The sequence below is a fragment of the Psychrobacter sp. Ps1 genome (assembly GCF_022129425.1).
Taxonomy (GTDB): domain Bacteria; phylum Pseudomonadota; class Gammaproteobacteria; order Pseudomonadales; family Moraxellaceae; genus Psychrobacter.
Window position 1 is genome coordinate 132,060 of the sequence record NZ_JADQAN010000007.1, and the last position, 19,137, is coordinate 151,196.

Sequence of the window (19,137 nt, forward strand, 5' to 3'; positions counted from 1 at the left end):
ATCAAATCAATCAATTGTATTCTCATACTTATAATAGTGGAGTAATTTAACATGGCAAAAGACGTAAAATTCGGCATTGATGCCCGTAAACAAATGATGGACGGCGTAAACGTTCTAGCAAACGCAGTACGTGTAACATTAGGCCCTAAAGGTCGTAACGTTGTTATCGACAAATCATTTGGCGCACCTACCATCACTAAAGATGGTGTATCGGTTGCCAAAGAAATCGAGCTTGAAAACAAATTTGAAAACATGGGTGCACAGTTGGTACGTGAAGTGGCTAGTCGCACTAATGATGTCGCTGGTGATGGTACAACAACTGCGACTGTATTGGCTCAGTCAATCCTACAAGAAGGCATGAAGTCAGTTGCTGCAGGCATGAACCCAATGGATCTTAAGCGCGGTATCGACAAAGCGGTACGTGAAGCAGTTAAAGAAATCCATAAACTATCAACGCCAGCTGACGATCACAAAGCAATCGCTCAAGTTGGTTCTATCTCTGCAAACTCAGACACCAAAATCGGTGAGCTGATCTCGCAAGCGATGGAAAAAGTAGGCAAGCAAGGCGTTATCACTGTTGAAGAAGGTTCAAGCTTCGAAGATACCCTAGAAGTTGTAGAAGGTATGCAGTTTGACCGTGGTTATATCAGCCCATACTTCGCTAACAAGCAAGACAGCCTAACTGCTGAATTTGAAAACCCATATATCTTGCTAGTTGACAAAAAAATCAGCAACATCCGTGAGATCGTGCCATTACTTGAGCAAGTAATGCAGCAGAGCAAGCCGTTGCTAATCATCGCTGAAGATGTAGAAAACGAAGCACTAGCAACACTAGTTGTGAACAACATGCGTGGCGGCTTGAAAACTTGTGCCGTTAAAGCACCAGGTTTTGGCGATCGTCGTAAAGCAATGCTAGAAGACATCGCAACGCTAACTGGCGGTACTGTAATCTCTGAAGAGATTGGCCTAAGCTTAGAGACTGCTACCCTAGAGCAACTTGGTACTGCTAAGAAAGTGACTGTCGGTAAAGAAAACACCGTTATCGTTGATGGCGCTGGCAACAAAGCTGACATCGAAAACCGTGTTGAGTCTATCAACCGTCAAATCGAAGAGTCTACTTCTGACTATGATAAAGAAAAGCTACAAGAGCGTGTTGCTAAATTAGCAGGTGGCGTAGCAGTAATCAAAGTCGGCGCAGCAACTGAAACTGAAATGAAAGAGAAGAAAGACCGTGTTGACGATGCGCTACATGCAACTCGTGCAGCGGTTGAAGAAGGCGTTGTACCTGGCGGCGGTGTTGCCTTAGTTCGTGCGATGAATGCATTGTCTGAACTACGCGGTGACAACGATGATCAAAACGCTGGTATGAACATCCTACGTCGCGCGATGGAAGCACCACTACGTCAAATCGTAACCAACGCTGGCGAAGAAGCTTCAGTTGTGGTCAACGAAGTGAAGAGTGGCAGTGGTAACTACGGTTACAACGCAGCGACTGGCGAATATGGTGATATGCTAGAGATGGGTATCCTTGATCCAGCTAAGGTTGCTCGTTCAGCACTAGAAAACGCTGCATCTGTTGCAGGCCTAATGCTAACGACTGAAGTTATGATCACTGATTTACCGCAAGGTGATGACGGTATGGCTGCTATGGGCGGCGGTGCTGGAATGGGCGGTATGGGTGGAATGGGCGGCATGATGTAATTTATGCCTCGACTAAATTTGTACGACGTTGTTAACCTCGCTCGATGTACTATCAGTACAATCTTCACTTGGTTGCCTAGTCGTACGGCTTTAGTCAACTCATAAATCGCTTTTCGCTAGAAGTATGATTTTGTCATAAAATCTATTTGACTATTAAAAGCTCTGTTATCGAAAGATAGCAGGGCTTTTTTGTGTCTAGTCTAATAGGGTAGTGGATTCATATAGAAAAACCCTTATAGGCTGAGCTTATCGTGATTTTTTAGGGTTGAAAGATAAATATTGATCATTGGTTTGAAACTCTTAAAATTAACAGCCATAATGTAGAAACAAAACAGTTGTTAAACTTACACATAAGATTGTAATCTTATTTATATTTTTGGAAAGTTAATGAAGAAAGTATTATTCACCGCTCTTGTTTCGCTTAGTGTCATGTTCGTTCCATACAGTTCTAGTATTGCTCAAAATAGTAAAATGAACGATCTCGCGAGTATTGATCAGATGTATAGCTCTAAGTTAGTTGGTACTTGGAACTGCAATCCTGTCGAAATGGAAGTTGAAGATGCAACTGTTACTATGAAAGGAAAAGCTTCGTATTTCACTAATAAACGAAGTAATACATTTGGTACGATGATAATAGATTATCCTAAAGAAAAAATTACGCTTGAATACGATTATTTCGGTACAGGCACTTGGGAGATAAACAATAAAAAATTAGTTGAAATATTAGAAGATATTAAGTTGACTAATATAAGTCATCCATACATGGACCAGTCATTCAATATGACTGATATGTTCCCGAAAAATATAAGTGCATCTTCCTCAATTATATCTTTGTCACAATCAAGTATGATTTTGAAAGAGGATACTGAGGGCGTAATATTTACTTGTTCAAAAAAATAATTAGATAAAGAACCTCTCTCATGAGCACAAATTATCTATACAAATAAACCTCTAGTTTTAACCCATATAACAAAACCCTAGCGAGCTGAGCTTACTAGGGTTTTGTTATAAAATTTTAGTCTATTTTAGCTAATGATTACGCATCTGTCGCATTCCTTCTAAAAATCCACGTCTGATCAAAAGATGTTTCTTTGTAATAGCAATATTCTGTCAAATCCAAATAAACTTATTATAGGTCTTGCTACTCACGAATGATCGAGCGAGACATTGTACTGCTAGTCGGTATAAAAAAATCTCAAACAAAAATAGGTAAAGTTGTCTTATTGATTACCTTTCTCACCGATAAATGAGTGTGTATATCTTTTACGCTAGCAAGCTTATGTAGCTTACGTGTGAACCGCTCATAACCATCGAGATTGGGGCTCACCACTTCTAATAAATAATCATAAGAACCCGATACCACATGTCCATTAATCACTTCGTCCATGTTGGACAGAGCGCGTTCGAAGGCTGCGATAGATTTTTCTTGGTGGCTGTTGAGACTGACCTCCACAAAGAAACTCATCGCAATACCTGCTTTGGCTTTGTTTACGTTCGCTTGATAGTTCTCTATATAGCCTTCGTCTTCCAAACGCTTTAGGCGTCGCGCGCAAGGAGACGGTGACAGCCCTATACGTTCGGACAATTCCGCCGTAGATAAGCGCGCTTCTTTTTGGAGCACTTCCAAGATATGGCGATCGATTTTGTCCATAATTTACCTTTTGGCTTTTTAAGCCAATAATTTTTATTTAGTTAGCATTATCCACCAAATATTTGCAAAATTGCAATGAATAAATAGAGATAAAAGCGCGTATTTTAATCGATAATTGGTCTTTATATAGCAGCATAAGACACGACTATGAATACGATATTCCATTCCTCATCGCGCAAAAATCCTTTTTTTGTAATGTCGCCACTAACCAAAGGCTATGTAGCAATGAGCGTCGTATTGTTGATTTGGTCAGGATTTGCGTTGACTGTACGAGCGGTTGGAGCATCGTCGCTAAGTATTGCGGATGTCATGCTCATTCGCTTCAGTGTACCGCTGGTCTTATTGACTCCTTGGGTACTCTCTAGTTGGCATGAAGTCAAAAATATCAGACTGCCAGACATCATGTTCGTTTTACTTGGCGGCGTGCCTTTTCTTTTATTGGCCGCTTTTGGTGCAAGTACGGTACCAGCAGCTTATGTTGGTACTATTTTGACAGGTACGCCAGTCTTCTTTGCCGCAATATTGTCTTTTATTTTTTATCGTCAACGAATATCATTGAAGAAATTTGCCGCATTGATCCTTATTCTCTTTGGTATCGCTACTATGATTGGCGGGCGTGCACAGTCAATACCCAATAGTCTTCTGTATGGCGTGGGGTTACTGTTGATGGCAAGCCTGATTTGGGCAGGTTATACCTTAGGGTTAAAAAGCACCAAGTTGAGTCCAATAGCGATCGCTATCGTGCTCTCTTATACCTCGTTTTTTCTGACATTAGTGATGGTTCTGTCTGGTATCGTAGAGACAAATATAGGTTCTGTATCTTTTGATGAAGCGCTTCCGTTTATCCTAGTACAAGGACTTGGTGTAGGGGTGGTATCAACCATTGCGTTTTCTTATGCTGTCAAACAGCTAGGCTCCATTCGTACTTTATTACTTGGCTCTTTGTCACCAGGATTAACCGCTATACTGGCTACGCTGATACTCAATGAGTCTCTATCAGTCATTATGATATGTGGCATCGTACTCAGTACCATTGGCGTCATCTTGTCCAATCGAGCGCAATAAATTAATTAAGGAAGTATCATGATGTTAAACAATATGCCTATCATCAATGGTGATCTACTGTGGGCATTGTTAGGTAGGTTTCGTGCTGACCAACGCAAACATAAAAGAGATCTATTGGTTGGTGTCTATCGAGACAAGCATGGCAATACGCCTGTGATGAAAACCGTGCAAGACGCAGAGATACATCTTGCTCATGAAGCTCATTCAAAAGCTTATGGCATGTTATCGGGTAACGCTAATTTTAACCAGCAAATGGCAAAATTTGTACTGGGTGACAGTCCAAGTCTAAAAGACCAGTGCACGATTCAGACGGTTGGGGCATCAGGTGCATTACGACTCATTGCTGATTTGATCGCCACGCTCTCTCCAGATTCAACCGTTTGGATCAGTAATCCTGGCTATATCAATCATCGTCCGCTGATGGAAGGTGCTGGGTTAACGGTTAATACATATCCATGGCAAAATAAAAATGGACAGTTAGATATTGATGCGTGTTTTGCTGCGTTAGAAAAAGCAAAAGAAGGAGACGTGTTGTTATTACATGCGTGCTGCCACAACCCTACCGGTATAGACCCTTCTCTAGAGCAGTGGCAACTGTTTTCTGATAAATGTAAACAGAAAAATATTGTCCCGTTTATTGATATGGCGTATCAAGGTTTTGGAGATGATCCTGATACCGATGCTGCAGGGCTTCGTCTAATCATTGAAGACGCTGACTTTGCATTTATTGCCGCCAGCTGTTCAAAAAATATGGGTCTATACAACGAGCGTACGGGTATTGCCACGGTAATGACGACGAACCATGAGCGCCATGCAGATATACAGACACTTTTAGAAACCATCACACGCGCCAATTACTCCATGCCGCCCAATCACGGTGCTGCAGTGGCTTCTTATTTGCTAGACAAACCAAACGCATGGCTAGACGAACTAGCAGGCTACCGTGATAGGGTGGATACTATTCGACAAGCATTAGGCGCAGCATTAAAAGATAGGGGTGCACCTGCAGAGTTTTTGGACATTTCGCAACAAAAAGGTATGTTTTCTCTATTATCGCTAACAGAAAATCAAATGCTCATATTGCAAGATGAGTTCGCTATCTACGGTATGCCAAATGGTAGAATCAATATTGCCGGTTTGAAAATGACGGAAATCCCTCAACTGGCTGACGCTATCATGTCGATTATTTCACGTTAGAGAATAATTTCTATCGCTCAGTACAATGGTTTTATCCATCAATTGCTACAGCAAGAAGGACACGAATATTTATACTTTATATTGGGATAAGGGTGGCGCTAATATGGCTACCCATGCTGTCTTTGAGGAGTTAGACGCGTCTTATGAAATGATAGAAATAGACCTGTCTAAAAACATGCAAAAATCAGCTGAGTATCTAGCCATTAATCCAAATGGCAAAGTACCTACGTTGGTGCATCAGGGACAGGTTATTTATGAGTCTGCGGCAATTTTAATGTATGTGTTAGATCAGCACCCAGAGTCTGGGCTAGCACCTGACACAGGATCTCCTAGGCGCGGTGTCTATTACCAGTATTTGTTTTGGATGTCTTCTACACTACAAGAAGCCGCTAATCGCTGGGCACATCCCGAGCAGTACATCAGCGGCGAGCACAATTTGCAGCAAGTGGAAGATAAAGCGAATGATGTGTTAACCCACTGTTGGGATATTGTTGAAAAGGGATTGGCGAGTAATGGTCCATGGTTGTTGGGCAATAAATTAAGTGGGGCTGATTTTCATTTATTTATGATCGCTCACTGGAGTCAGCGATATGCGAGTCGAGCACAGGATTGGACACACCTAAACGCACACTATCAAGCCATGCTAAACCGTGCCTCGATACAAGAAATGATGACACAAGAAGGGTTGTTATAATCTGTTCATATGTTCAACTAAAAGATATTAAATGACTGGACTAGAAGCACTGAATACAATGCTTCTAGTGACTTCTAGCGATTGTAGTAAATATAGTTTTTATATCAAGCTACTGATCCGCCGCATCTCTTCTAAACGTCTATGTCTTGTCATCAGAGGCTGCTTTATAATAATATCCCGCCAAATTAAACTGCTTTAGCTGTTCAGCCTTTCACTTTATATTGACCATTTTCTCACCTTTCTCGATGAATCGCGTTTCGCTAAAAGTATGATTTTTTCATAAAACCTATTTGACTACTAAAAGCTCTTTATCGAAAGATAGCAGGGCTTTTTTTGCGTCTAATTTTAATGGTGAGTTTCTTTTAACATGTATTACTATATATGTTATTATTTGAATATACAATGGAATGACACTTTACTTAAAAGGAGTTTGGACACGTGTTGCGGGTCAGAATGCGCAAAATATCGTGTGCCATTAAATGTGATCACAATGAAGAAGATTAGGCTTGGAATCCTTGTAGAAGATAAGACCTTGGCGTGGCACAACTTTGAACCACTTAAGTCATTGGTGGATGAAGGAGTTGTCGAGGTTTGTATCGCTATTCAACGAAATATAAAACAAAAACGCAGTGTACTAAAGTCTATTCCCCTAATTAATCAAAAAATATTCTCTTCTCTTTCTCGAACTAAGAGTAATGCTAAGCATTATTCTATCCACGACTTATCAAAAAATGGCTCAATGCCTACTATCATGTCTATACCGAAGCAGGGTGAGTACACTGAAGAAATTGAAGATTCAGTGATTGAGAAAATCGAAGCTGCGGATTTAGATTACCTGCTTAATATTGGTTTCAGAGCGCTGACAGGAAAAATTTTAAGTATTACAAAAAACGGTGTGCTTTTTTTTCATTATGGCAATAATGCGATACAACATGATAAGCCTACGTTATATTGGCAGTTTGCTGAACAATGGGAAAGTAGTGTCGTTACTTTGCAATTATTAAATGAACATCTTAATGTAGATAAAGTAGTAGGGGAAGGTTATGGCACGCTATTTTACTGGGATTATAACTTAACTAAGCGTAAGTCAAATGGGATAGCAGCATCGATATTATATTGGTACTTCCACAGGAATAGAGTTGGAGTTAATACCGGAAAGTCTATTAAGACAACTGACGAACACACGGTTCATCACAAACCTGACTTATCAATGACCATCAAACACTTACCTAGATTCTTAAAATATTATACTGTCAAAACTTTTTATAAGAGTTTTTATCTCAATCAGTGGAGCCTCTTTATTGGATCTGTTGATCAACCAATACATACATATACAGAAATACCGCCTGCGAAAGGCTGCTTTTGGGCTGATCCTTTTTATATTGAACACGACTCAAGACGTTACATATTTTTTGAGAGTCTGAACTATAAAGAGAATATTGGTCGAATAGAGTGGATAGAACTAAATAAAAACCGTCAAATTATTGACACTGGCCCCGCAGATTTAGGTATTAGCACGCACTTAAGCTTTCCCAATGTGTTTGAGCATAAGGGTGCGGTATATATGATTCCAGAAGCTGCAGATACTCATTGTATCAACTTATTGAAGGCAGTAGATTTTCCCCGAAAGTGGAAAAAAGTTAATGAGTTAGTTTCGGGCATTCAGGCAGCAGATAGTGCAGTCATAGAGCACAATGGATTGTGGTATCTTTTTACAACGCATGGTTCAGTGTCAAATATGACAATAGATTTAGAGCTGCATATCTATACTTCTGACAGCTTAGAATCAGATAACTGGGTCATTCATCCTTGTGCACCATTCAAGATTGATGTGCGTGGCTCACGACTAGCGGGCGCACTATTTCGAAAAAATGGTCAGTTATTTCGTACTGCTCAAGATGGAACTATTAGATACGGGCGTAGGATTGCTTTATACCTAGTAGAAGAGCTAACACCGACGTCTTATAGGGAAACCTTTGTACGTTATATTGAACCTGATTGGGAGACTGATATTGATCGTCTCCATACGTATAATGTTTACACTGAAACAGTAGTACTTGATGTTTCAAGGGATAAGTTGCGTTTTAGAGTATAGGACCTAAAAAATTTAGTGGTTGGAGAATAAAAAACCCATGATAAGTTTCGGCTTATGATGGGTTTTTTATAATTTTGACTCGTATTATCTCAAGCTACTGATCCGCCGCATCTCGTCTAAACGTCCACGTCTTATTATCAGACGCGTCTTCACAATAGTAATATCCTGCCAAGTCAAACTGCTTTAGCTGCTCAGAATTGGTCAGCTTATTATCAGCAGCATATTTCACCATCAGTCCACGGGCTTTTTTGGCATAAAAGCTAATTACTTTATATTGACCATTTTTCTCGTCTTCAAATCTTGGCGTGATAATCTCTGCCTTTAGTGCTTTTTTCTTTACCGCCTTAAAGTATTCATTGGAAGCTAAATTAACCAATGTTTTGTCATCGCTGTCAGCCATACGCGCATTGATAACGTTAGTAACTTCCTCACCCCAAAATTCATAAAGATTGTCACCGCGCTCATTTTCCAGCTTGGTACCCATCTCTAAGCGATATGGTTGGATCAGATCGAGCGGCTTGAGTATTCCATACAGCCCAGACAAAATGCCTAAGTTCTCATTGATATAAGTAGCGGTATCTTTGTCCATATGATACATATCAAGTCCAGTATAGACATCACCATCGAACAAATAACCTGCAGGCTTAGCGGCATTATCAGAAGCATCGTTAGTAAATGGCTGCTCTTCGCTCCAATGCCATTGTTGATTGCGCGTGGCATTAAGCTGAGCCAAATCGTCAGATATACTCATCAATTCTTGTAGGTCAACAGGCTCTTTTAACTTCAGTACTTTCATCAATTCTTGTGAGCGTTCGATTAGCTCGGGCTGACTATAATAATTGCCTAAATTTAGTGGTATAGCGTCTGTTTCGTTCAGGGATTTTGCAGGGGAGAGCAAAAAATACATAGTTATTCCTTATTATAATGAATCGATGACGAGTTTTTTCGAGTGTCAAGTATTCTTATTATACGGTATGCATGGGTGGAACTTGACTTAACCTTGCTTATTTTATGTTTATTGACGTTATTTGTTTAATAAAAGAACGGATTTAACATTAGGAAATAAATAGAGTTAGGCCTGTATCTATAAGGGCTAAGCGTTTTTCGGAAAAATAAAAGGCTTTAATATACCAACAAAAAGTATGCCAATGGTGTAAATACCTAAATTTTTATTTTACTTGTGGGTCATCATTAGACAATGAAACTTGACGAACGATATCTCTATAATAAAAAGGCATGATGGTAAAGTAGCTATCATTTATTAAATTGATAACCTTTGGTTGCTGTAATGGATTAATCATGATCAAAGGGTTTTGTCCCCTGTGCTTTTTAGATGTGCGTTGAGGGTATTAAAGGTAGTCGTGAGACGTAAATATAGTCATTGGACGTAAGTAAGGAGACGGTATGAAAATCGGTGTAATCAGTGCAGATATCACGAGCGAGAGCCGTGTAGCCATAACCCCAGACGCAGTCAAAAAATTGCGTAAACTTGGGTTTGAAGTCGTCATTCAGTCAGGTGCAGGCCAAGCAGCATACTATGCTGATGAGTTGTATCAGGCTGCGGGTGCCGACATTGCCAGTAGTCGCACCGAGGTGATTACCCAGTCCAAGATTATTACCACCGTCAATGACCTACCAGCGGAAGCCACTGAAAGCTTATCATCTGGTCAGATCGTCATTGGCATGCTTGACCCGTATCGCAACACTCAGCTTGACACTTATGCAGCCAAAGGCGCGACAGTCTTTGCGATGGAATTATTGCCTCGTACACTGTCACGCGCACAGAATATGGACGTATTGTCGTCACAAGCCAACCTTGCTGGTTATAAAGCCGTATTGCTCGCGGCCAATGAGTATTCACGTCCTTTCCCAATGTTTATGACTTCAGCAGGTACGGTTAAGCCAGCTAAGGTCGTTATCCTAGGTGTTGGTGTTGCAGGTCTACAAGCGATTGCGACAGCCAAGCGTTTGGGTGCAGTGGTAGAAGCCAGTGACTTACGTCCGACCGCTCGCGAGCAAGTGGAATCACTCGGTGGTAAATGGCTTGATGTGCCGATGAGTGCAGAGGAGGCTGAAACAGCTAAGTCTACCGGTGGTTATGCATGGACGCCATCAGAGCAATATGTCAAAGATCAAGCAGCTGTCGTAGATAAAGCGCTCAGTAATGCTGACATCGTTATTACCACGGCGCAGATTCCTGGTCGTAACGCACCGCGTTTGGTACATGGCGCAACGCTTGCCAAAATGAAGGCAGGTTCTGTACTGATCGATATGGCGGCTGGTACCGGTGGTAATGTCGAAGGCAGCGTGCCTAACGAAACCATCACCACAGACAACGGCGTACGTATCGTTGGTGCCGCCAATATCCCATCTATGCTCGCCGCACAGTCGTCAGATTTGTATGCCAATAACCTTGTTAACTTTATTACGACATTGATTGCACCTACTGGCGATGATGCATCGGCTAGCTTGGCACTTAACTTAGACATGGAAGACGAGATTCAGGGCGCACTGGCAGTGACACATGACAGTCAGGTACGACTGGCCAAACGCTAGTTTGAACAGTCTATTACCACATATTTCGTCACTACACATTTGCCAGTAATGAATAAATTTTTAGGAGGATTAGATGATTGCCACTATTTTAGCTGCAGCGCCAGCCGGTGCGGCCATGAGTAGCACACCATTTGTAGCGATTTTCACTGTATTTGTGCTCGCTATTTTTGTCGGATACTACGTGGTTTGGGGCGTTACGCCTGCATTACATACGCCATTGATGGCGGTAACCAATGCCTTATCAAGTATCGTCATCGTGGGTGCGATGCTACAGACCGTCACGATTGATGGTTCAATGTTTACACCGACCAGTTTGCTTGGTGCCTTTGCGGTATTTTTAGCCAGTATCAATATTTTCGGTGGCTTTGCTGTGACTGAGCGTATGCTTGCGATGTTTAAACCGAAAGTAAAAAAAGCACCAGTAGCAACCACTGATGCCGGAGGTGACGCATGAACGATTTCTCAGCAATGATTGCGGCAAATGCAGATTGGTTCTATCTGGTCGGCGCTATCCTCTTTGTTTTAACTTTGCGTGGTTTGTCTAGCCCAAAGACAGCGATTCGCGGTAACCGTTTTGGTATGGCAGCGATGGCAATTGCCGTTGTGACTACCTTCTTTTTAGCAGAAGGCCCTGTGCTTTGGTTGATTATCGGTGCGATGGTGTTGGGTGCCCTCGTTGGTATGTGGAAAGCGAAAACAGTCGCGATGACTCAAATGCCAGAAACGGTTGCTTTAATGCATTCATTCGTCGGTTTGGCAGCGGTTGCGATTGCACTTGCGACGGTATTACACACTGAACAGCAGCATGGTGCCGTTGCTCGCATAGAGCTATTTATCGGTTGCTTCATCGGTGCGATTACGTTCTCAGCCTCGGTCTTTGCCTTTGGTAAATTAGCAGCGAAAAGCTGGGCGAAGACACTGGTCGGCGGCTGGGTAAAACCGGTTCAAGCGCTACTATTTATTGCGATGATTGGGTTCGGTGGCGTCTATTTCGTCACTGATTCATTACCAGCATTTTATGCGATGGCAGTGATTGCCGTTATCTTTGGCTGGATGTGGATTGCGCCAATCGGTGGCGGTGATATGCCGGTGGTTGTATCGCTACTGAACTCATTCTCAGGTTGGGCAGCAGCAGGTATTGGTTTTACCCTTGGCAACTCGATGCTGATTATCGCAGGTTCGCTGGTCGGTTCATCAGGTGCGATCTTGTCTTACATCATGTGTAAAGCCATGAACCGCTCACTACTTAATGTCTTGTTTGGTGGCATGGGCACATCAGCGGTGGCAGCAGGCGGCGATGATGGAGCACCGAAGAACTACAAAGCAGGCTCAGCAGAAGACGCAGGATTTCTCATGTCTAATGCTAGCAGTGTGGTCATTGTACCAGGTTATGGTATGGCACAAGGCCGCGCACAGAATGCAGTAAAAGAGCTATATGAGTTGTTAAAAGAAGAAGGTGTTAACGTTCGCTTTGCTATCCATCCCGTTGCTGGTCGTATGCCAGGTCACATGAACGTCCTATTGGCTGAAGCTGATGTACCTTATGATGATATTTTAGAAATGGACGAGATTAACTCAGATTTCGCAAGTACAGATGTGGTCTTGGTTATCGGTGCAAACGACGTTGTGAACCCATCTGCGAAAGATGATCCTACCTCGCCAATCTTTGGCATGCCGATTCTAGAAGTCAGTAAAGCCCAGACGGTCATGGTCATCAAGCGTTCAATGAGTACTGGTTATGCAGGTCTGGATAACAGCTTGTTCTACATGGACAAAACGATGATGATCTTTGGCGATGCCAAGAAAATGGTAGAAGAGATGGTACGTACTATCAATGGCGGCGGTCATTAATCTCTAAGCTATGTTTTTAACCATCATCATGCACAGATAAGTTTTAGATAAAGAAAGTCACTGAGGTGGCTTTTTTTGCGTTAAAGTGGGCGGCATTTATGAGCCGACTATAGACTGAGGTTTTTCCAGTTACGGTCAGTTTTTAATGATAACAATATCAATTGAGCCTTATGTACTCAGTATACGGTTTGCGCTTAATTAACTTTTTAGCCAATTTGAACTGCTTTAACGATATACGATTACCAATTATAAATACGATGAAATAAGAGAAAAATATTATGAATATGCTACTGCGTTTTTTTATTATGGTTAGCTTGCTTAAACAACAGCTCAAGCATCAATCGACGAGCGAAACTATCAATCTAGAGACATTGACTGCACCGACTGTACGTCATTATCGAATTTTGCCACACGATATGGGGTTTCGCGATCATTTACCCAATTACCGTTATTTATCATTTATTGAGCTCAACGTCACGCGCTGGGTAAAGGCGTGCTGTCACCAAAAAGGCATTAAGCCGCTCAATTGGGTGATTGCCATGCAAGAGATGATTTATCTTAAGCAAATTAAATTTTTGGATAAAATGACGCTTAGCAGTGCAGTTGCAGGATGGGATCATAAGTATGTGTATTTTGAGCATCGGTTCTTTGTTAAAAATCAGCTGATGGGCGTTGGGATGACCAAGTTTGTTTTTACAGATAGTAAAGGTATGCGCACACCAGAAGTATTAGACATGATGGGCGAGCAATTGACAGATACGATTAACACATGGAATGAGCACCAAGTCGCGGTAAAATCGACTAAATCAGTCTAAGCCATATCGCAAACCATTATTGAAACCCAGTATTGAAAAACAGCATCGTAAAATAACTTGGCTATAATCATTTGCTGAATTTTGGTAGGATAGAGCCCATCAAGTCGTCAGTATTAGGACGATGGCATTACTTTTAAGACGATGATTCTCAAAACGACTAAAAATAAGGTACCGTTATGACCCCACAAAAATTAAAATGGACAGACAGCTTAGATATCGCGATTGAGCTTTACGAGAAGTTTCCAGAAACAGATCCACAGTACATTCGCTTTACTGATTTGCATCGCTGGGTAACTGAGCTTGAAGGCTTTGATGATGATCCACAAAAATCAAATGAAGGCATCTTAGAAGCCATTCAAATGAATTGGATTGATGAAGCAGATTAATCGATTCGGTCTGCCAGCATTGCTACAAACAGAAAACTAAATAAACAGATAGAAAAGGCCGCATCATGACATCACAAATTAAAGAGCTACCAGAAGCGATAGCTTGTCGTGGTATCAGTGTTCGTACCACTAATAACGCTGAGATAAGCCATGACACTGCCAAACTTGGTAGATTATGGCAGAAGTTTTATCAAAATTACGCGGGTGAACTCCCTGAGGGTGAAGACATTTATGGTGTCTATCACAACTACGAAAGCGATGATCTGGCAGGGGCGTTTGACGTTGTGGCCAGTTGGAAAGTAGCCAGCGAGCAAGATGCTCAGTCAGAAAGCGACAATGTGGCCAATGCTAGTAATGTAGTGACGGTTGATATTCCTGCAGGAAAGTACTTGGTGTTTTCTGAAGAAGGTTACATGCCTAACACTGTGATGAATGCATGGGAAAGTGCTTGGGAATATTTCAATGCGCCCGATTGTGAGCATACTCGAACGTTCAACGTAGACTTCGAGCATTATATCGGTGGCAATTTAGAGTACGGTCAAGTTGATGTTTATATTGGTATTGAGTAAAGCTAGTAATTGGTTTAAATAATTTGAGCCGCTCAAGCCGTTATCGACAAAAACAATGACAAAAAAAGCGCTAACCTAAACTAGGTAGCGCTTTTTCTTTGAGCATATGTAATCAGTTAGACAGATGCAATTAATACTACATTCAATCTAGCAACAAATTTTCCAAAATGCCTTCGTAAATCTGGGCAAGCTTTCCTAGGTCATCGACTTCTACTTTTTCATCAACTTGATGAATCGTTGCATTACGCACACCCAGTTCGACCACTTGGGCACCAGTTGGCGCGATAAAGCGTCCATCGGAGGTACCACCAGAAGTCGATAGGGTGGTATCGACATCGGTCACTTTTTTGATGGCATTTTGACATGCCGAGACCAGTTTTCCTTCAGGGGTCAAAAACGGCTGACCAGATAACTTCCAATGAATATCGTAGCTTGCTTTACTGTTGGCAAAGTGCTTATCAAAGATAGCATGCGTCTTTGCCTTTAGTTCATCTTCAGTAGTTTCTGTCGAAAAACGGAAGTTAAAGACCACGTTTAGCGTTTCAGGAATGACATTGGTTGCGCCAGTGCCGCCGTTGATGTTTGATATTTGCAATGAGGTGGCTGGGAAGTAGTCATTGCCGTTGTCCCATGCGGTAGACGTCAGTTCAGCAAGGGCAGACATCGCCGCATGAATTGGATTAGATGCTAGATGTGGATAGGCGACATGGCCTTGTTTACCTGTAACGGTAAGCTCTGCACCTAGCGAGCCACGACGACCGTTTTTGATAATATCACCTAACGTATCGGTACTTGATGGCTCACCAACGAGACAGTAAGTGATCTTTTCTTGGCGAGCTTCTAAAGTCTCGATTACTTTGACCGTACCATTTATTGACGGGCCTTCTTCATCTGAGGTGATTAAAAAAGCAATCGATCCGTTGTGCTCAGGATGATTGGCGACGAAACGTTCGGCTGCAACAGTAAAAGCTGCGATACCCGTTTTCATATCGGCGGCACCGCGTGCCCATAAATACCCATCAGCGATAGTTGGAGTAAACGGAGGGTAGGTCCAGTTTTTTTCGTCACCTGTTGGTACGACATCAGTATGTCCAGCAAAACAAATCACTGGATCGCTAGTACCGCGGCGTGCCCACAAGTTTTTGACTTCGGCATGTTCACCGCTTTGTTTTCTATCACCAAAATACATAAATTCGCAATCAAAGCCTGCTTGTTCTAACCGTGCTGACAACATATCTTGGCAACCATCGTCATCGGGCGTCACTGAAGGGCGCTCTAACAGTGCAATACTTAAATCTAAGGTTTCTTGCTGATGAGTCGTTTGTTGCGAAGCGCTTGATCGGTTATGGGAGTCAGACATGAATAAGCCTTTTGTATAATAAATTGAAATGGTAAATATAAATAAACAGTAGAGGTTAAATGCTAAACGGCTACTTCGACAAAGGGTACAAGACCGTCACGGCGCATCCAAGTAGCGATAGAGTAGCGTTGGCGATGCGCAGTTTGTACTTGATGACGTAAATCGCTATCGAAAATAATCAGTCTATTGGCAACTGGCATCACTTCATGATGGACACCATGTTTATCCACGACCTCTAGTGCTCCGCCATCGGTTGCTTCCCAATTATCATTGAGATAAAACACTGCCGAAATAACACGTTCATCACGTTCAGCAGGATTGTCACTGTGCCATTGATAGCCAAAACCAGTCGGATAGCACGCATAATGCGCTTCACTATGGCGAATACCAGCGAATAAACTACGATTGAATAGCGAGGCCAGCGCATTAATACTTTGCAGATAATAGTAGCCTGCAAAAAAGTCTTCAGTAATCCAGCGTATTCTATCACCGCGTATATCACTGATGCGAACACCCGCGGTCAGCTCTGCATCACGATAGTCAATAAAACCGCTTTCTGATTGTAGTGCTAATAAGGCAGTACTATTGAATACGTTATCAATAATGAGCCAGCCATCAGTGACAAAGGTATCAAGCTGTTTATCCGTCAGCTTATCTTCCCAGTCCACCGCAAAGTCAGACATTTGCAATACATGCTGAGTAGGAATTTCTTGGCTATCATTACGAGTATCTGGCAGCAGTAATGGTGGATTATCCTGACCTATCGGATGATCAACGACCAACGCTGTCTTGTTAAGGTTGCTAATAATCTGCGTCATTTCATCTCATTATTATCAATCAGCTGTCAATATACCGTCATTCAATACGTTTTTATTGAAAGCACTTACTAAAACCACATTATCTTTTACTCTGCCTATGCTACCATAGATGCAATTTTTCTTATTTAAACTTTTGAGATTATGAACTATAAACACGCCTACCACGCTGGTAACTTTGCTGATGTGGTTAAACACATTTTATTGGTACAACTGCTTAATCAACTGGGGCAGAAAAACAAACCTTTTTATGTGCTTGACGCTTATGGCGGTCGTGGACTGTATTCACTAAGCAGTGAAGAAGCGCGTAAAACAGGTGAGGCCAAAGGCGGTATTCAAGCTTTTCTAAAAGCAGATACCGAAAAAGCCCCAGCTGCTGTCAAAGATTATATGGAAGGCATTAAGCAAGCCAAATTCACTTACGACAATAAAGTCTATCCTGGTTCGCCATGGTGGGTGGCCCATCACGTTGAAAAAACCGCCGCTAAAAAGCCTGATGCTGGCGTGCGTGCTGAGGCTTTTGAAGCCAAAGCGACTGAATACGATGCGTTGAACTATCAGCTACATAAGTTGCCAATTGGTATCCAGCATCGTGATGCTTTTGAAGGTATTACCGCTGTTATTCCACCAAAAGAAAAGCGCGGTTTGATTTTCCTTGATCCTCCTTATGAGCAAGAGCACAAAGATTTTACGCGCCTGATCGACTTATTAGTCGCGGCTTATAACAAATGGCCACAGGGCACTTATGCGCTTTGGTTCCCAATCAAAAACATCGAAGCTGTAGAGCTCTTCTATAAAAAGCTCAAACGTACTGAAATGAGACGTCAGCTGGTTTGTGAGCTAAACATTTATCCTAATGATGTTGCGGTTGGTCTGAACGGTACAGGTCTACTGGTTATCAATCCGCCATGGCAGTTTGATAACCATGCACGTGAGATATTACGTTTCTTACAGCCAGTACTGAAAGTAGAAGACGCGCCAAACTTGACGCCTGATAGTGCGACCAATGTGCGCTGGCTCGTCGGCGAATAGCAATAACGGCCAATAAGGATATTAAGATGACGACTCAGCCACCTATAGGCCAGCCGAATAATGCACCTTTGAATAATTCGTCCTTAAATGACGGCTCGTTGCAAGATAATGCAGCGACTCAGCCACCGTTTATTGATGAGCACGAGTTTAATATCCGCCTAGCGGATAACGACAGCTATGATGGTTTGACATTTGAGGTGATTGAAGCTGAAGTAGCCGAAGGTAAGCGAGTGGTTAGTCGCGGTGTTTATTTGGCACCCAATCTGATCACTACCTTATCGCTACTGTCAGGCTTTTACTCGATTTTGGCGAGTACCCAAGGCGAGTTCTATAAAGCGGCTTTGGCTATCTTTTTATCCGCTATTCTTGATGGCGCAGATGGCCGTGTCGCACGTATGCTCAATGCGCAAAGTCCATTTGGTGAGCAATACGACTCTTTAGCAGATATGCTAGCGTTTGGTGTTGCCCCTGCTATATTGATTTATAGCTTTGCTTTAGAGCCTTTGGGTCGTATCGGCATTGGCTGTGCGTTTGTCTTTACCGCTTGTGCTGCTTTTCGCCTTGCACGTTTTAACGTTCAGGTTGGTATTGTAGATAAAAAGTATTTTGTTGGTTTGGCAAGTCCGCTTGCTGCTATATTGGTAACGTCCGCTGTAATGGTCGCAGTCGATCATAATGAGTGGATTGGTCAATACGATACAGCTGTCATGCTATTGTTTGCAGCTTGGGTAGTGACTTGTGGTCTACTGATGGTCAGCAATGTTAAATACTATAGCTTTAAAGAGTTCGATAAAAAGAAAGTGCCTTTTGTAGTGCTTATCATTGGGGTGTTAGTCATGAGCATCGTGCTCTATGATATTCCCGTTGGTATCTTAGCGATCGGTATTATCTATGCGTTATCAGGTATCGTGACTACGATTAAAACGAAAGTAAAAAGCTAGATACTGTATTTAGATTTTATATAAGGGAACTTACCGTCAGGTAAGTTCCTTTTTTTACGTACTCTATATACTGCTGAAGTATGTCGGCCACTATAAAAAAGCTAAATCTATAGATATAAAAGACAGTATTTGAAGTTTGATAGCGATAACAATGGGTTAGGTTGATACTATATTAGTTATAGAAAATAATTGAGATTATTTATAGAGTTTCCTTGTTTTCTATTTAAAATTCCGTATAATGCCACCCAGTCGAAAGGGAAGTGGGTTACTGATTTGAACAATGCAAATTGTTTAAATTAAATAGCAAATACTTCTTGACTAAATAAATATAGCGTCTATAATACGCACCTCATCAAGACGAGCTGGAAGTAGCTAGTGTGTGATTACACACTGATAACCCAGTTAACTT

18 protein-coding genes are annotated in these 19,137 nt (G+C 41.9%); 14 read left to right on the forward strand and 4 right to left on the reverse strand.

From position 1 onward, the window contains the following. Positions 1 to 51 precede the first annotated feature (51 nt). On the forward strand, positions 52 to 1,701 hold the full coding sequence (gene groL, locus I3249_RS05520) for a chaperonin GroEL (protein ID WP_101204842.1): 1,650 nt from the start codon (positions 52 to 54) through the stop codon (positions 1,699 to 1,701). A gap of 387 nt (positions 1,702 to 2,088) precedes the next feature. Next, a complete protein-coding gene (locus tag I3249_RS05525; protein WP_238069002.1) occupies positions 2,089 to 2,601 on the forward strand; it encodes a hypothetical protein in 513 nt (170 codons plus the stop codon). A gap of 295 nt (positions 2,602 to 2,896) precedes the next feature. Here the strand turns inward: I3249_RS05525 and I3249_RS05530 are convergent, their stop codons facing one another. Further along, positions 2,897 to 3,352 (reverse strand): Lrp/AsnC family transcriptional regulator, encoded by a 456-nt coding sequence (locus tag I3249_RS05530; protein WP_165598234.1) that lies wholly within the window; start codon positions 3,350 to 3,352, stop codon positions 2,897 to 2,899. 147 nt (positions 3,353 to 3,499) lie between these two features. On the opposite strand from I3249_RS05530, the gene I3249_RS05535 reads away from it, so the two are divergent. The 4 genes from I3249_RS05535 (at position 3,500) to I3249_RS05550 (ending at position 8,403) form a co-directional block, all read left to right on the forward strand. Beyond that, positions 3,500 to 4,417, forward strand: a complete 918-nt coding sequence (locus I3249_RS05535; RefSeq protein WP_238069003.1) for a DMT family transporter — start codon at positions 3,500 to 3,502, stop codon at positions 4,415 to 4,417. 18 nt (positions 4,418 to 4,435) lie between these two features. Further along, positions 4,436 to 5,614 carry an aromatic amino acid transaminase gene (locus I3249_RS05540; RefSeq protein WP_238069005.1) on the forward strand — a complete coding sequence of 393 codons (1,179 nt, stop codon included), beginning with the start codon at positions 4,436 to 4,438 and terminating at the stop codon, positions 5,612 to 5,614. Between the two features lie 25 nt (positions 5,615 to 5,639). After that, the gene (locus I3249_RS05545) at positions 5,640 to 6,308 is read left to right on the forward strand and encodes a glutathione S-transferase family protein (RefSeq protein WP_269137217.1); all 669 of its coding nucleotides are present in this window, start codon (positions 5,640 to 5,642) and stop codon (positions 6,306 to 6,308) included. A 490-nt stretch (positions 6,309 to 6,798) separates the two neighbouring features. Further along, the gene (locus I3249_RS05550) at positions 6,799 to 8,403 is read left to right on the forward strand and encodes a glycoside hydrolase family 68 protein (RefSeq protein ID WP_238069007.1); all 1,605 of its coding nucleotides are present in this window, start codon (positions 6,799 to 6,801) and stop codon (positions 8,401 to 8,403) included. A 94-nt stretch (positions 8,404 to 8,497) separates the two neighbouring features. On the opposite strand, the gene yaaA is transcribed toward I3249_RS05550, so the two are convergent. Next, a complete protein-coding gene (gene yaaA, locus I3249_RS05555) occupies positions 8,498 to 9,310 on the reverse strand; it encodes a peroxide stress protein YaaA (protein WP_238069008.1) in 813 nt (270 codons plus the stop codon). Positions 9,311 to 9,807: 497 nt separating this feature from the next. Here yaaA and I3249_RS05560 point away from each other — a divergent pair, with 497 nt between their 5' ends. The 6 genes from I3249_RS05560 to I3249_RS05585 all read left to right on the forward strand — a co-directional run bounded on the left by I3249_RS05560 (position 9,808) and on the right by I3249_RS05585 (position 14,580). Then, complete coding sequence (locus I3249_RS05560; RefSeq protein ID WP_201580463.1) at positions 9,808 to 10,959, forward strand: Re/Si-specific NAD(P)(+) transhydrogenase subunit alpha; 1,152 nt, start codon at positions 9,808 to 9,810, stop codon at positions 10,957 to 10,959. Between the two features lie 115 nt (positions 10,960 to 11,074). Further along, on the forward strand, positions 11,075 to 11,413 hold the full coding sequence (locus tag I3249_RS05565; RefSeq protein WP_197707696.1) for a proton-translocating transhydrogenase family protein: 339 nt from the start codon (positions 11,075 to 11,077) through the stop codon (positions 11,411 to 11,413). 14 nt (positions 11,414 to 11,427) lie between these two features. Then, a complete protein-coding gene (locus tag I3249_RS05570) occupies positions 11,428 to 12,810 on the forward strand; it encodes an NAD(P)(+) transhydrogenase (Re/Si-specific) subunit beta (RefSeq protein ID WP_179799564.1) in 1,383 nt (460 codons plus the stop codon). 278 nt (positions 12,811 to 13,088) lie between these two features. After that, the gene (locus I3249_RS05575) at positions 13,089 to 13,625 is read left to right on the forward strand and encodes an acyl-CoA thioesterase (protein WP_165596761.1); all 537 of its coding nucleotides are present in this window, start codon (positions 13,089 to 13,091) and stop codon (positions 13,623 to 13,625) included. A gap of 176 nt (positions 13,626 to 13,801) precedes the next feature. Further along, positions 13,802 to 14,011 carry a Fe-S cluster assembly protein IscX gene (gene iscX, locus I3249_RS05580; protein WP_021812734.1) on the forward strand — a complete coding sequence of 70 codons (210 nt, stop codon included), beginning with the start codon at positions 13,802 to 13,804 and terminating at the stop codon, positions 14,009 to 14,011. 65 nt (positions 14,012 to 14,076) lie between these two features. Beyond that, positions 14,077 to 14,580 (forward strand): GyrI-like domain-containing protein, encoded by a 504-nt coding sequence (locus I3249_RS05585; RefSeq protein WP_238069009.1) that lies wholly within the window; start codon positions 14,077 to 14,079, stop codon positions 14,578 to 14,580. 142 nt (positions 14,581 to 14,722) lie between these two features. Here the strand turns inward: I3249_RS05585 and dapE are convergent, their stop codons facing one another. Further along, positions 14,723 to 15,940: a succinyl-diaminopimelate desuccinylase gene (gene dapE / locus I3249_RS05590; protein ID WP_238069010.1), complete on the reverse strand. Its 1,218-nt coding sequence runs from the start codon at positions 15,938 to 15,940 to the stop codon at positions 14,723 to 14,725. Between the two features lie 62 nt (positions 15,941 to 16,002). Further along, positions 16,003 to 16,758: a 2OG-Fe(II) oxygenase gene (locus I3249_RS05595; protein ID WP_238069011.1), complete on the reverse strand. Its 756-nt coding sequence runs from the start codon at positions 16,756 to 16,758 to the stop codon at positions 16,003 to 16,005. A 141-nt stretch (positions 16,759 to 16,899) separates the two neighbouring features. Between I3249_RS05595 and rlmJ the strand changes: the two genes are divergently transcribed. Together rlmJ and pssA are read left to right on the forward strand one after the other, a co-directional pair. Continuing rightward, the gene (rlmJ, locus tag I3249_RS05600; RefSeq protein ID WP_057758888.1) at positions 16,900 to 17,787 is read left to right on the forward strand and encodes a 23S rRNA (adenine(2030)-N(6))-methyltransferase RlmJ; all 888 of its coding nucleotides are present in this window, start codon (positions 16,900 to 16,902) and stop codon (positions 17,785 to 17,787) included. Positions 17,788 to 17,813: 26 nt separating this feature from the next. Beyond that, positions 17,814 to 18,728: a CDP-diacylglycerol--serine O-phosphatidyltransferase gene (gene pssA, locus I3249_RS05605; RefSeq protein WP_227511196.1), complete on the forward strand. Its 915-nt coding sequence runs from the start codon at positions 17,814 to 17,816 to the stop codon at positions 18,726 to 18,728. The last annotated feature ends 409 nt before the right edge of the window (positions 18,729 to 19,137 follow it).